Source organism: Dactylosporangium maewongense (assembly GCF_039531485.1).
Lineage (GTDB): Bacteria > Actinomycetota > Actinomycetes > Mycobacteriales > Micromonosporaceae > Dactylosporangium > Dactylosporangium maewongense.
The window spans coordinates 89,264-103,051 of record NZ_BAAAQD010000027.1; the positions used below are offsets into that span (position 1 = coordinate 89,264).

Annotated in this window: 10 protein-coding genes; 4 read left to right on the forward strand and 6 right to left on the reverse strand. The window is 73.2% G+C overall.

Features of this window, described 5'->3' with window-relative positions; genetic code table 11:
- Position 1: 1 nt before the first annotated feature.
- Positions 2-859: a ricin-type beta-trefoil lectin domain protein gene (locus tag ABD332_RS46850; RefSeq protein WP_344511266.1), complete on the forward strand. Its 858-nt coding sequence runs from the start codon at positions 2-4 to the stop codon at positions 857-859.
- A gap of 14 nt (positions 860-873) precedes the next feature.
- Here the strand turns inward: ABD332_RS46850 and ABD332_RS46855 are convergent, their stop codons facing one another.
- From ABD332_RS46855 to ABD332_RS46880, 6 genes are all read right to left on the reverse strand, one after another.
- Positions 874-5,385, reverse strand: a complete 4,512-nt coding sequence (locus ABD332_RS46855; RefSeq protein ID WP_344511268.1) for an FtsK/SpoIIIE domain-containing protein — start codon at positions 5,383-5,385, stop codon at positions 874-876.
- Positions 5,382-6,521, reverse strand: coding sequence for a hypothetical protein (locus ABD332_RS46860; protein WP_344511270.1), 1,140 nt, complete (start codon positions 6,519-6,521; stop codon positions 5,382-5,384). The genes ABD332_RS46855 and ABD332_RS46860 overlap by 4 nt, the downstream gene beginning before the upstream one ends.
- Entirely contained in the window at positions 6,518-7,015 is a 498-nt protein-coding gene (locus ABD332_RS46865) for a sigma-70 family RNA polymerase sigma factor (protein ID WP_344511272.1), read from the reverse strand. Before ABD332_RS46865 ends, ABD332_RS46860 begins: the two co-directional genes overlap by 4 nt.
- A 319-nt stretch (positions 7,016-7,334) precedes the next feature.
- Entirely contained in the window at positions 7,335-8,507 is a 1,173-nt protein-coding gene (locus ABD332_RS46870) for an NAD(P)/FAD-dependent oxidoreductase (RefSeq protein ID WP_344511274.1), read from the reverse strand.
- A gap of 87 nt (positions 8,508-8,594) precedes the next feature.
- Complete coding sequence (gene sigJ, locus ABD332_RS46875) at positions 8,595-9,545, reverse strand: RNA polymerase sigma factor SigJ (RefSeq protein ID WP_344511276.1); 951 nt, start codon at positions 9,543-9,545, stop codon at positions 8,595-8,597.
- A 209-nt stretch (positions 9,546-9,754) separates the two neighbouring features.
- The gene (locus ABD332_RS46880; protein WP_344511278.1) at positions 9,755-10,492 is read right to left on the reverse strand and encodes a FadR/GntR family transcriptional regulator; all 738 of its coding nucleotides are present in this window, start codon (positions 10,490-10,492) and stop codon (positions 9,755-9,757) included.
- A gap of 192 nt (positions 10,493-10,684) precedes the next feature.
- Here ABD332_RS46880 and ABD332_RS46885 point away from each other — a divergent pair, with 192 nt between their 5' ends.
- Genes ABD332_RS46885 through ABD332_RS46895 form a run of 3 tightly spaced genes read left to right on the forward strand, consistent with a single transcriptional unit; the run spans position 10,685 to position 13,781 of the window.
- Positions 10,685-12,331, forward strand: coding sequence for a phytoene desaturase family protein (locus tag ABD332_RS46885; protein ID WP_344511280.1), 1,647 nt, complete (start codon positions 10,685-10,687; stop codon positions 12,329-12,331).
- On the forward strand, positions 12,331-13,137 hold the full coding sequence (locus ABD332_RS46890; protein WP_425552396.1) for an amino acid ABC transporter ATP-binding protein: 807 nt from the start codon (positions 12,331-12,333) through the stop codon (positions 13,135-13,137). The genes ABD332_RS46885 and ABD332_RS46890 overlap by 1 nt, the downstream gene beginning before the upstream one ends.
- The gene (locus ABD332_RS46895; protein WP_344511282.1) at positions 13,137-13,781 is read left to right on the forward strand and encodes an amino acid ABC transporter permease; all 645 of its coding nucleotides are present in this window, start codon (positions 13,137-13,139) and stop codon (positions 13,779-13,781) included. Before ABD332_RS46890 ends, ABD332_RS46895 begins: the two co-directional genes overlap by 1 nt.
- The last annotated feature ends 7 nt before the right edge of the window (positions 13,782-13,788 follow it).

Sequence of the window (13,788 nt, forward strand, 5' to 3'; positions counted from 1 at the left end):
CATGTCCCCGTTCGCCGACGCCTTCACCCGCCGTCCCACCGTGCCCCGCCGGGGCTTCATCCCGGCGCCCCGCGTGTTCGTGGTGTCGGGTGTGGTACTGGCCGTGGCGGCCCTGCCGTTCATCCTGCCCTCGGGTCCCGCGGCCGACGCCGGCCGCACCGCCGGCCCGGGCTTCGTTCCCCGCCCCGCGGCGGTGACCTCCACCTCTGCGACGCCGCCCGCTCCCACGGCCGGTCCTGCCGCCTCCAGCTCTTCCACGCCCCCCGGCGGCTCGGGCGGCAACGGCTCAGCCGGGCCGGGGCCCGGCTCGGGCGGTTCGGGCTCCGGCGTGGGTGCCGGCGGGTCAGGTGCCGGCGGGTCGGGTGCGGGCGGTTCGGGCTCCGGCGGCACGGCGACCGGAGCCCAGGCGGGCGTCACCACGACCACGGCCGCCGCCCCGGCGAAGACCACCGCCAAGGCCGCCGCCCCGCCGCCCTCGATCCCCGGTCGCGCGATCGTCGGCGTCCAGTCCCGCCTCTGCCTCAGCGCCGCCGCGGGCAAGGACGGCACCGCCCTGGTGATCGCCACCTGCAACGGCTCCGCCGCCCAGCACTGGGAGACCCTCCCCGACGGCACCATCCGCTCCGTGAGCCTCTGCATGGACGCCGCCTGGGCCGGCACGGACGTCTACACCGTCGTCCAGGTCGCCTACTGCAGCGGCAACCGCGCCCAGCAATGGCGCCTCAACGCCTCCAACGACCTCGTCAACGTCAACGCGGACAAGTGCGCCGACGTCATCGAGCGCCGCACGACCACCGGCAGCCCCGTCAAGCTCTACTGGTGCAACGGCCAGGACAACCAGAAATGGTTCTGGCGCTGATCGCTGGACTCCCCTCAGTCCCGCAGGACGGTCAGGGGGACCTGGACGGCGACTGCCGTGCCGGCGGGGCCCGAGGTGTACGCGCGGCCGACCGGGGCGGCGCCGCGGACCTGGCTGGAGGTCAGGCGGGCGCCGATGGCGTCGCCCTCGGTGACTGACCTGGGGGACAGGAGCAGGCCGCGGCGGGAGCGGCGGGCGGCGGTGAGCCAGGCGCCCAGGCCGATCGAGAGGGCGTCGGCGGCACCGGCGTAGACGATGGACTGGCCGTGGTCGCGGCCCGAGGTGGCGACGGCCCGCAGGACCTTGTCGGCGGCGGGGGTGGTGAGCAGGTCGGCGTCGTCCACCAGGAGCACCGCCGGACCGCGCAGATCGGTGAGCGCCGCCTGCACGGCGTCGTTGGCCGGGTCCGGGTCGGTGAAGAGACGGACCTGGGCGTGCCGGGCGAGGGCGCGCAGCGGCGACTCCCGCGGGGTGAACACGATCAGGCCGGTGCCGCCGGCCAGCAGCGACACCGCGAGGGTGGCCAGGGCGTTGCTGCGGCCGGTGCCGGGCGGGCCGCCGACGTAGAACGCCGACGTGGTGGCGAGGTCGACGCCGACCGCGGTGCCGTCGTCGCCGCCGACACCGAGCAGCCCCCACATCGGGCGGCGCAGGGAGGCGGGGACCTGCTCGTAGGCGTCGGTGAAGGCGACGGACGTGGGCAGGCCGGCAACGGCGAACGGTCGTTCCCGCCCGGGGGTGCCGGCCGCGGCCCCGATCCTGCGCAGGGCGGCGGCCTGGGCCTGGCCGCTGTCGTCGGGGTCCAGGAGCGCGACCTGCGTCTCGGTGCGGGACAGCACGTGCCAGCCGCGGCCGGGCACGATCGTCGCCGGGACCTTGCTCGGCAGGATGCCGACGAGCTGATAGTCGTTGCGGTCGGCCTGGCGCAGCAGCAGCTTGTGGTCGTTGTGCGCGGCGAGCCGGCCGCCGAGCAGGGCCCGCTCTGAGGTGGCGACGACGTGGATGCCGGCGGCGGCGCCCTCCCGCACGATCCTGGTGACGTCGCCGAGGAGCCGGCCCTGGTCGTGCTCGTCGAGGACCGGGGCGAGGGCGTCCCAGCCGTCGATGAAGAGCAGGATGTGCGGCGGCCGCTCCGCGGCGGGCAGCCGCCGGCGCAGCTCGACGAGCCCGGCGCAGCTGAGCGCGGCGCAGCGCTCCTGCCGCTCGGTGAGCTCCCGGCCGAGGCGGCGCAGGAGGCGTTCGAGGCGTTCCATGTCGTGCCGCGACACCACCGCGCCGCAGTGCGGCAGCGCTTCGAGGGCGGTGAGGCCGCCGCCCGCGGCGTCGATGCCGTAGAGGTGCACGTCGCGGACCTTCGTCCGTTGCGCGGCGGCGCCGGCGATGGTCCGCAGCACCTGGGTCCGTCCGGAGCGCGGCGCGCCGATCACGTAGAGATGGCCGAATGTGCCGAGGTCGACCGTCGCGACCCGGCGCTGCTGGAGCTGCGGGACGTCTTCGAGCGCGTACGGGATCAGCGGCGGCACGCTCTCGTGCACGGGCGCCTCCCGCTGGACGGTCAGCTCCGCCAGCAGCGCCCGCTCGTGCAGCGCCGGCAGCCACGGGCTCGGCTGCGGCACCAGGTCGGTGAGGCCGGCCGCGGCCTCGTTCACGGCGGCGACGAAGACCTGCAGGTCCGTCGGCACGAGAGCGGTGGGGGCGTGCGGGTCGACGTCGGCGACGGGCAGGTCGACGGGGCGGCCGAGCCGCTGCCACGACAGCTCCGCGGTGCGCAGCGGCGCCGCGGCGACAGGCGCGGTGCCCTCGGGGTGCCGGCCGGCCCCGACCCACGCGGCCTGGAACGGCACGGTCGTGCGGTGCCCGGCGCGCACCAGCGCCCGGCCCGGGTTGCCGGGCGAGATGGTGACGGCCTCGCCGGTGTCGATGATGTCCTGGCTCTCCACCGTGTCGGTGACCCGCAGCGCGATCCGCAGGTTGGTGTTGGCCTTGATGTCGGGGGTGACCGCCCCGGCCGGCCGTTGCGTGGCGAGGACGAGGTGGATGCCGAGGGACCGGCCACGCTGCGCGATGCCGATCAGTCCGGGCACGAAGTCCGGCACCTCACGCACGAGGGTGGCGAACTCGTCGATCACCAGCAGCAGCCGCGGCAGCCGGGGCAGCGCCGGGTCGGCGGCGCGTTTCGCCCGGTACGCGGGCAGGTCCTTGCACTCGGCGTCGGCGAGGATCCGCTCCCGGCGGCGGAGCTCGGCGCCGAGGGAGTCCATCGCCCGCTGCACGAGGTGCGCGTCGAGGTCGGTGACCATGCCCAGGGTGTGCGGCAGCTCGGCGCACTCCCGGAACGCGCTGCCGCCCTTGTAGTCGACGAGGACGAAGGTCAGCTCGTCGGGGCGGTTCGCCGCGGCGAGCGACGCCACGAACGCCTGCAGCAGCTCCGACTTCCCGGACCCGGTGGTGCCGGCGACGAGCCCGTGCGGCCCGTCGCGGACCAGGTCCAGCGCGAGCGGCCCGTCGTAGCCGCGGCCGAGCGCGAACGTGGTGCTGGCCGGCCGCTTCTCCCACCGGCGCAGCAGCTCGGCGGGGTCTGGCGGCTCGAGGTCCAGCAGGTCCAGCAGCCGCACCTCGCGGGGCAGCCCGGCGTCGTGCTCGGGGCTGACGTCGCGCAGCGGGGCGAGGCCGCGGGCGAGCCACTCGCACCAGCCGACGTCGACCAGGTCGGCGCGGATGCCGGTGAGGTCGGCGCTGCCGGTGCGGCGCAGCGTGACGGTCGTCGCGGCGGCCACGACGACCGCGGTGCACTCTTCCGGCAGGAGCCGCTCCTGCTCGTCGAGGCAGATGCTGAACAGGCGGACCCGCGGGCCCTCGGTGAGCAGCTGCACGACGCCCGGGACGTCCCGCAGCTGGCGGGCGCCGTCGAGGATCACGAGCACGTCGGGGTCGGTGAACATGGCCTTGCCCAGCGATGAGCCGAGTGCCCGCTGGCGCGCCTGCACCTGGGCGACCAGCTCGGCGACGCGGTTGGCGACGCTCTCCGGGTCGTTGCCGACGCTGACCATCGGGCCGCCCCCACCGGCGGGCCGCAGGTGCGGCAGCCACCGGACCCAGCTCCAGCCGTCGCTGCGCCGTGGCTCGGTGAGCACCACCACCCGCAGGTCCCGGGGGCTGTGCAGGACGGCGCTCTGCGCGACGAACCACCGCGCCAGCGCCTGTACCGGCGCGGCCGGGCCGGCGACGCCGATGACGCCGTATTCGGCGAGCTCCAGGCCGACCGGCACGTCCTGGATGTTCCAGCGCACCGTGCGGTGGTTCTCGTCGCGGCCCGGGTCGTCGATCTCCTTCACGGACGGCAGGTCGGCGGTGCCGAGCCGGACCAGCAGGTGGTCGGGGTCCCGCCGGCGCCGCTCCCACAGCCGCACGCCGGGGCCGGTCGCGACGAGGCCGAGCGTCGCCGGGTCGGGTCCGGTCACGCAGCGCACGTGCCGCTCCTGCCGGACCGCGTCGTGGATCTCGCGTTGTAGGGAGTCCATCCGCAGGCGGTACCGCCGCCACTGGTCCTCGTGCTGTTTGCGGTTGCCGCGCCGGCCGACCATCCAGTTGGTGACCGCCATGACCGGCGTGAACAGGATGAAGACCAGGTAGAAGTACGAGCGGAACACCCCGACGAGGACCAGCCCGAGCACGATCGGGGCGACGAGCATCAGCATCGGGAAGGGCTGGCGTGGCGGCTTGGTCGGAGGGTTCGGCAGCCGCACCCGCTCGGCGTCCAGATGCGGCGCGATCCGCGGCGGCCGGTTGTAGTCCAGGCCGATCCCGTCGGCGGCGTCCGTGACCGCGGCGTCGGCCGCCACCGGGGCGACGAGCCTCAGCAGGACCGGACCGACGGCGAGATCGGTGCCGGGCTCCCAGCGCCGGGCGGGTTCGTCGTCGTCCTGCGCGTCCGGTACCGATGGCCGCCCGCCGGTCTCGACGGTGATGCCGGTTTCCGGGTCGAACGCGTACGGCGGCTCCACGACCGCCGGTCTGACCTCGCCGTCGTCGCCGGGCTCGCGGTGCCACGTCACGGTCCCCCGGGTGGAGACCGTCACCCAGAGCCCGCCGGTGGGGGCGTCGGGGCCGTCGACGCTGATCGCGCAGTGATCGGCGGTGCCGATCTCCCAGCTGCCCGGGGTGAGCCGCCAGCTCCGGCCGGCGGCCGGCCCGGAGACCGCGTGCAGCTCGACGAGCACCGGGCCGGCGTCGGCCGGGTCGGGCCGGACCAGGTCCCGTCGCCGGACGGGCCGGCCCAGACCCAGGACCGCTCCTGACCGGATGCCGGAGCCGTGCACCGGGGCGGAGAGGGGCACCTCGACGCCGTCGAGGTACACCTTCCTGGCCGGCCCGGCTCCGGCCAGGAACCTGGCCGCGCCCCCGTCGTCGGCGGGCCGGTCGAGGGCGGCGCTGAGCTCGGCCACGGTGCAGGCGCCGGGCAGGTCGACGAGGTGGTCCCGGCGTGTCCCGTCGATACCGTCGACGGTGGTGAGTGTCAGGTTCACGCCGGCATCCCCCTGGTCGCGGACACGCCGGGGGCGGGGCGTTCCGGCTCGTCGAACTCGTCCTCGTCGTGCGTGGCGGCGCTGACCGGCCGGACGGGCGGCGCCCCGGCGTCGGCCGCTTCCCCCGGCGGAGGCGCCTCCGGGTCGGCCTCCGGAGCCGTCGCTGCTCGGACCGGCGGCCGGGACGACGGGGCGTCGAGGGAGGCCACGAAGGCGTCCTCGTCCAGGAGCGGGCCGGTGTCTGGGCGCCGCGGCGCGGGCGGGATCGTCGCGAGCGTGCGGACGACCGATCTCGGCAGCGCGGTGACGTCGAGGACGAGCGGGGTGCCGGCCGGGCGTATGAGTCCCGTGCGGTCGGCGACGAGCAGCCTGGCATGGCCCTGGGCGCCGCCGATGCGGACGGTGCGTAGCTCGGTGCGCGTGCTGCCGGGTACGCCCGCGCAGATGAGGAACTCGGTGGCCGGCGAGGTCAGCTCGCCGTCGAACCCGGGATGCACGCCGGGGCCGATGGTGACCGCGCCGCCGGGCAGGCGGGCCTCGAGCTGGGCGGCGATCGACTGCACGAGCGCGCGGCCGGTGCGGTCGTCGCCGGTCGTGGCGACGGTGGCGGGGCCGGCGGTCAGGTCGAGGAACACCACGCCGCCGCGGGCGTCCTCCACGCCGGCCGCCACCAGCACCGGGGCCGCGTCGCCGGGCGCGTCGGGGTCCCGTGGGGTCCACCACAGCATCGGGTCGTCCTCGTCGGCGGTCCACGGCGAGTCGTCGGGGACCTCGCAGGGCGCCCCGGCGAAGTACACGCCGACGGCGTCGCCGGCGAGGATCACGGCGTAGGGCTGCCGCCGGCCGGGCAGCGGAATGTCGCGCAGCGCCGCCGCGGCGGTCGTCCAGGTCTGCGGGTCGGCGAGCAGTCCGCTGAGGAGTTCGAGGCGTCGCCGGTACCGCCACCAGCGCCGGACGGGCCGCCCGAACGCCGCCGCCGTCCGCCGCACCTCGTGGGCGAACCGGCGCCGCACCACCCGCCAGCCGCCGGCCCGCCGCACCGCGCGCTGGAGCAGGACGAGGGCGAGCACGAGCAGGCCGAGACCGCCGAGCAGGGCGCTGATCGGCCCGCGGTGCGCCGACAGGTACGCGATCATGCCGCCTCCCCGAGGACCACGCGCATGGCCCGCAGCGCGTGGTGGGTGCGGGACTTCACGGTGCCGCCGGGGATGCCGAGCGCCGCCGCGGTGTCGTCGCCGCCGCGTCCGAGCAGGTGGACGTGCACCAGGATCTCGCGGTGCCGGGCCGGCAGCTGCCGCAGCCCGTGCACCAGGAGGTGCCGGTCGGCGACGGTCTCGGCCAGGTCGCCGCGGTCGGCCCGCTCGGGGAACAGGTCGGCGGCGATCCCGATCGGCACGCTGCGGTCCTTGCGCCAGGCGTCGACGACGAGGTTGCGCGCGATCCTGAACAGCCACTGCCGGATCGGCCGCTCGGACCAGTCGAGCTGGTCGGCGTGCTGCCACGCGCGCAGCAGGGTCTCCTGCACGATGTCCTCGGCCTGGTGCAGGTCGGGGGCGACGAGCCGGGTCACGTAGCGGTGCAGGGCGGCGCGCTGTTCGCCGAGGTCGCGGGCGGCATCGCCAGAGCTCACGTTGGGCGCAGCCTTTCGCGTACATTCGTGCGAAGCGCCCGGATGGTCGTTCATTGAGCACTTCCGCGCCCACACTTACAGCGCCGGATTGCCTACGGGTAGCCGAAGATGAACATGGCGTGTCCGTTCATCGACCGTCAGCTATACGAGGTCGATGTAGTCCGTCGCCGGCGTGCTCGACGCTTCGTCGCCGCCGATGTGCAGGTACGGTCCCGGGGTGAGGGCGGCAGAGCGCCACCAAGACGTCCAGCGCGTTCAGCATCCAGTACCCGCGGCAACGTGTACTGCTGAGACGCGGTAGAGCCCGGCTCTGGTAGCGCTACGCCGTCGCCCCGACCGTGCTTTCCACGGTGACGGGGTGGCGGCGGGTGGGCATGCCCAGCGTCGGGTTGGCGACGCCCCAGGCCGCGCCCTTGCAGATCAGCTCCTTGTAGACCGCGGCGAGCCGGCCGGTGAGGACCGCGGAGACGGCACGGTCGTCGGCGGTCACGTACTGGATCAGGCCCTCCTTGCGGCCCAGCGAGATGCACTGGTTGAAGTAGCGCAGCGGGACGTTCGGCAGCTTCCCGCCGGTCAGGCGTGCCGCGATCGCGTCGGCGGCCTGCCACGCCATCGGGGTGCCGGACGCGCACGACATCCGCAGCGGCTTGTCCCCGGCACCCATGGCGAAGGCGGCGTCGCCCACGGCGTACACCTCCGGATGGGACACCGACCGCATGGTGCCGTCGACGACGATCCGGCCGGTGTCGGTGACCTCCAGGCCGCTCGCCTGCGCGATCGGGTGGACCGCGAACCCGGCGGTCCATACCGTCACCGCGGCCGGGATGGTGCGGCCATCGGCGGTGACGACGGCGTCGGCCTCGACCCGGGCGACGGCGGTGTGCTCGTGCACGGTGATCCCGAGCCGGGCGGCGACCTTCCGCAGGTGCGTGCGGCCCTTGTCCGACAGCCAGTCGCCGAGCTCTCCGCGGGCGGCGAGGGCGACCTCGAGGTCCGGACGGGCCTCGGCGATCTCGGTGGCGGCCTCCAGCCCCGTGAGGCCGCCGCCGACGACGACCACGGGCTGCCCGGCGTCGAGGCGGGCCAGGCGGTCCCGCAGCCGCAGCGCGCCGGAGCGGCTGGCGAGTTCGTGGGCGTGCTCAGCGGTGCCGGGGACGCCCTGGGCGTTCCAGCCGCTGCCGAGCGCGTAGACGAGGGTGTCGTATCCGAGTTCCTCGCCGCCGGCCGTGACGGTCCTGCGCTCCACGTCCACGGCGGTGACCTTGGCGATCCGCAGCTGGACGCCGGTGCCGGCGAGCATCGCGCTGAACGGCCGCGGCTTGAGCGTCTGGCCGGTCGCCAGCTGGTGCATGCGGACCCGTTCGACGAAGTCCGGCTCGGCGTTGACGAGGGTGATCGCGACGTCCTCGCGGCGCAGCCGCTTGGCGAGCCGGCCGGCGGCGATGGCCCCGGCGTACCCGGCGCCCAGAACGATGATGCGGTGCTGCTGCATGTCCCTGCTCCTGTCTGGCGGTGTGCCCCTTGAACCGGGCGGCCCGCCGTTTGCTGACAGGAACGTGGTGTGAAGCAGCTCACATGCTCACTGGAACGCGGTGAACAGGGGTTTCCCGTGGTCGCCGGTGGCCGTCCAGCGCTCGGTCGCGCGGTCGAGCTTGTCGGGGTTGACCTGGTTGCGCAGCGCCGCGATACCGCCGTCGGTGACCTCCAGGCACATGACCCCCACGACCCGCCCGTCCACCACGGCCACCACGGCCGGCTCCCCGTTGGCGGTCGTGGCGTAGATCCCGGGCGACCCGCCGGCCGCGGCGCGCTTCGCCTCGCCGGGCGCGAACAGCCCCCGCACGAACTTCGCCACCGCGAGGGCACCCTCGTACGCCTTCGCCCGCGCCGGGACCTTCCCGCCGCCGTCGCCGATCGAGACGGCGTCCCCGGTGAGCAGCCGCACGAGCGGCTCGGTCCGCCCGCTGGTCGCGGCCGCCAGGAACTCCTCGACGATCCGCCGCGCCGCGGCCTCGTCGATCTCCGTGCGCGCCCGGCCCTCGGCGACGTGTTGCTTGGCCCGGTGGAAGATCTGCTGGCTGGCGGCCTCCGTGATGTCGAGGATCCCGGCGATCTCCCGGTGCGGGTAGTCGAACGCGGCGCGCAGCACGTACACCGCCCGCTCGTTCGGCGTGAGCCGCTCCATCAGCGTGAGCACCGCGTAGGACACCGACTCGCGCTGCTCCACGGTGTCGGCCGGACCGAGCATCGGATCCCCCGCGAGCAGCGGCTCCGGCAGCCACTGCCCCACGTACACCTCACGCCGCGCCCGCGCCGACGTGAGCTGGTTGAGGCACAGGTTGGTGAGGACCTTCGTCAGCCACGCCTCGAGCACCTCGATGCGCCCGTGGTCCGCGCCCTGCCAGCGCAGGAACGTCTCCTGCACCGCGTCCTCGGCCTCCGCCGCGGAGCCGAGCATGCGGTAGGCGATGGCCTCCAGCCGTGGCCGGGCCACCTCGAACCGCTCAACGTCCCCGACGGTCAGAGCCATGACCCCACGGTACGTGCTTCGCTTTCGCCGGCCTCGCCCCGGCCGCGGCGTTCCACCCCGGGGCCGGCTGAGGTCAGTTCTCGGCCCGGGTGCGCGTTCTGGAACGCCAGGCGCTCGTCCGCTCCGGCGGCCAGGTCGCGTACGCCGACGAGGCTGTTGTCGCTCGCGTGCTGGTCAGCCCGCCGCGCAGTGCTCCAACAGCTGCGATGTCATGTTAGGGGAAGGGCCTTTCGCCAGGTCCGTTCGGAGAGCGGGCGAAGGTGGACGAGATGGTTCCGCATGGCTTCGGCTGCACCAGGCCCGTCCTGGTCGCGGATGCAGGCAAGGATCTCCGCGTGCTCCCGCAGGATGGCGTCGTGCTCGCGGGTGTTGAGCAGGCTGCGCTCCGAGCGGGCCTCGAGGACGGCATACACGGGCTGGGCGGAGAGCACCATCAGGCGGTTGTGGGCGAGCTCCAGCACAGTCAGGTGGAACGCGCGGTTGAGGTCGCTGATCTCTGAGTGGGACAGGCCGGCGGCGGGATCGGGCACGGTCTCAGTCAGCCGCGTGAGCTGCTCGTCGGTGCGGCGCAGCGCTCCCAGCCGAGTGGCCTCGACCTCGATCAGCTCCCGCAACTCCACGGTTTCGGCGATGCTCACCTCTTCGGCCGCGGTCAGCAGGTTGATCTGTGTCGTCATGAACTCGGACACGTAGTCGATCGTCGGGCGCGTCACGAAGGAGCCGCCGGTCGCGCCCTTGGAGGTGCGGATCAGATTTTCGCTCGCGAGGACGCGAAGAGCCTCCCGGACCGTGGCCCGGCTGACGCCGAAGGTCTCGGCGAGGTCGACCTCCCGCGGCAGGCGTTCACCGGCGCGCAGCTTCGCTTGCAGGATGTTGTCGCGGAGCTGGTCCGCGATCTGTTCATAGGCCTTGCGGACGCGCTTGAGTCCCGCCCCGTTGTTGGTCACGTGCGTCCCGCTGCCTTGAAGTCAGACATAAGTCCCATCCTGGTGAACTCTGCAGCGAACCCGAGCAGTACAGGATGCTACATGGCAGTTTCCCGATTCGGGACCCTGGTCCAGATCGGTCGTGTCAAAAGTCTAGCAAAAGCCCTCTTGGCGGTTTACCGTGATCCCGTTCGCTACTCAGAGGAGGTTGCGGTGCCTGACGAGGACCGGATAAGCAGGAACTTCGACGCCATCGTCATCGGCGCCGGCCACAACGGGCTGGTCGCCTCCTTCTATCTGGCCCGGGCGGGCCTCGACGTGCTGGTGCTCGAGCAGCGCGACGATCCGGGCGGGCTCCTGGCGACGGCCGAGATCGTTCCCGGGTACCGAACCAACGCGGTGTCGAACTCGTGCCACAACCTCGAGCCCTCCATCGTCTCCGAGATGCGACTGCAGGACTTCGGGCTCCGGTTCGCCCACCCCGATCCAAGCTCGGTCATGGCCTTCGCCGACGGGCGCCGGTTCGTCGCCGCCAACTCCCGCAGCGGCCTGGCCGACGAGCTCAAGTCGCTCAACGCGGGCGACGTCGACGGCTACTTCGCCACGCTCCAGGCGATGTCGACCCTGGCCGAGAAGCTCGACGTCTCCTTCTACGAGGCCCCGCCGAGCGTCGCCGACCTCTACGGCCGGCTCGACAACGACGCGGACCGGGCACTGTTCAACCGGCTCATGTTCGGCAGCGCCACCGACTTCCTCGCCGAGCGGATCACCTCCGAAGAGGTGATGTCCCTGCTGGGCATGGTCGCCATCTCGGGCAACTACCTGGGTCCGAGCACGCCGGGGTCCGCCTACATGCTCTTCCACCGGCCGCTGTACCGGGGCTCCTCGGCCACCCGCAGCGGCGAACGGTTCCACACCCTGGGCACCAGCAAGGTCGCGCCCATCGGCGGCATGGCGGAGATCGCTCGCGCGATGACGGCGTCCGCTCGCGCCGCCGGGGCGGTCATCCGCACCGGGTCGGGTGTGGCTTCCATCGTCGTCAAGCACGGCCGCGTCGCCGGCGTGGTGACCAACGACGGGGAGGAGTTCACCGCCGGCGCGGTCCTGTCGGCGGTGAACCCGAAGCTGACCCTGACCCAGTTCCTGACGCCGGACGAACTGGGCCAGGACCTGGCTGCCCAGGCGGGTGCCATCAAGATGGACGGCACCGCCTTCAAGCTCATGCTGGCCGTGGACGGCACGCCCCGCTTCACCTGCGCCGTGGACGACGCCGAGAACGACAGGCTGCTGCGGTGCGGGTTCCGCATGGGAACGACCATCTCCGGGATGGACCGGGGGTACCACGCGGCGCTCGCCGGGGAATGGTCGCGCGAGCCGATCATCTGGGGCCTCATCCCGTCCTCCATCGATCCCACGCTGGCGCCCGAGGGCGGGCACGTGCTGAGTCTGACGGTCTTCCACGCGCCGCTGCGGCTGTCGGGGAGCACCTGGGACGTCGAGAAGGACAGGTTCGCCCGCCACATCATCGAGCATCTCGACGCGGTGTACTTCCGGGGTCTCAAGGACATGATCGTGGGGTATCGCGCCCTCTCGCCGGAGGACCTCCAGCGCGACTTCGGGCTCATGGGCGCCCATGTCTCCCACGGCGACATCACCGCGTTCCAGATGTTCGACGCCCGGCCCACGTTCGGGCTGAGCCACTACGCCACCCCGGTCGCGGGTCTCTACCTGGGCAGCGTGGGGACCTGGCCGGGCAACTACGTCTCGGGGCTGCCGGGCCGCAACGCCGCCCGGCGGCTGCTCGCCGATCGCACCGACCCCGACCGTTACACGGAGTTCGGCACGGCGGGGGCGAGCTGATGCCCGGACTCGACACGAGGGAGACCAGTGTGAAGCCTGATCGCCGCGCGGAGCCGGCATTTCTCGAAGCATCGGGCGTGACCATGCGCTTCGGCGACCACGTCGCCGTGCGGGACGTCACGCTCGGCCTGGCCCGGGGAGAGGTCGTCTCGATCATCGGTCCCAGCGGTGCCGGCAAGAGCACGTTCCTGCGCTGCGTCAATCTCCTCGAGATCCCGACGCGGGGCACGCTGCGGGTCGGCGACACCTCGCTCAGCGTGGGCCCGGGCGCCACACCCAGGGAACGGGACATTCAGGCGTTGCGCCGGCGGCTGGGGATGGTGTTCCAGAACTTCAACCTCTTTCCGCATCTCACGGTGCTGCGCAACGTCTCGCTCGCCCAGGAGCGGGTGCTCGGCCGTTCCCCGGCCGAAGCCGAGGCGCGGTCGATGTCGCTGCTCGAACGCGTCGGGCTGGCGGACAAGGCCGGCGCCTATCCCGGGCGCTGCTCCGGAGGGCAGCAGCAGCGGGTGGCGATCGCCCGTGCCCTGGCGCTGGACCCGGCGGTGATGCTGTTCGACGAGCCCACCTCGGCCCTGGACCCCGAGGTGGGGGCCGAAGTCCTCGCCGTCATGAAAGAACTCGCCGCCGACGGCATGACGATGATCGTGGTGACGCACGAGATGGCGTTCGCCCGTGACGTCTCCGACCGGATCGTGGTGATGGTCGACGGGGCCGTGGTCGAAGCGGGCGACCCGCACCAGATCATGGCGAGTCCGAGCCATCCGCGCACCCGGACCTTCCTGAGCGCCGTGCTGGACCGCTGATGTTCCAATACACCGGATACATCCTGACCGGCGCGATCGGTACCGTCACGATCACTGCGGCGGCCTTCCTGATCGGCGCCGTGCTCGGCGTGCCACTGGCGGTGGCCAGTCGCAGCGCCCATCGGCTCCTGCGCTGGCCGGCCATCAGCCTGATCGAGGTGTTCAGGTCGGTCCCGAACCTCGTCTGGCTCTTCCTGGTCTTCTTCGGGCTGCCCGAGATCGGCATCCGGCTCGGGCCGTGGACGACCGCCATCCTCACGCTGGGCGTCACCAGCTCCGCCTACCTCGGCGAGATCTACCGGGGCGGCCTCAGCGGCCTGGGACAGGGCCAGTGGCTGGCCTCCAAAGCACTGGGCCTGAGCACCTGGGATCGTGGCCGGTACGTCCTGGCGCCGCAGCTCGCCCGGGTGGTGAGCCCGACCATGGCCACCTACGCCATCAGCCTGCTCAAGGAGTCGGCGCTCGCGTCGGCGATCGGCGTGATGGAGCTGACCTTCCGTGGCGGGCTGGTGACCCAGCGGACCGGCGACGGCCTCACCACATTCGTCGTCGTCGGCGTGGTGTACCTGCTCCTGAGCCTCCCGCTCGCGTACGGGTCGCGCCGCGTCGACAGCCGCCTGCGGGCGAAGTTCTCGGTCGGCTGAGGAGACG

Coding starts and splice junctions, on each gene's coding strand:
- ABD332_RS46850 (WP_344511266.1), top strand. CDS start 2: ATGTCCCCGTTCGCCGACGCCTTCACCCGCCGTCCCACCGTGCCCCGC.
- ABD332_RS46860 (WP_344511270.1), bottom strand. CDS start 6,521: ATGATCGCGTACCTGTCGGCGCACCGCGGGCCGATCAGCGCCCTGCTC.
- ABD332_RS46870 (WP_344511274.1), bottom strand. CDS start 8,507: ATGCAGCAGCACCGCATCATCGTTCTGGGCGCCGGGTACGCCGGGGCC.
- sigJ (WP_344511276.1), bottom strand. CDS start 9,545: ATGGCTCTGACCGTCGGGGACGTTGAGCGGTTCGAGGTGGCCCGGCCA.
- ABD332_RS46890 (WP_425552396.1), top strand. CDS start 12,331: ATGCCCGGACTCGACACGAGGGAGACCAGTGTGAAGCCTGATCGCCGC.
- ABD332_RS46895 (WP_344511282.1), top strand. CDS start 13,137: ATGTTCCAATACACCGGATACATCCTGACCGGCGCGATCGGTACCGTC.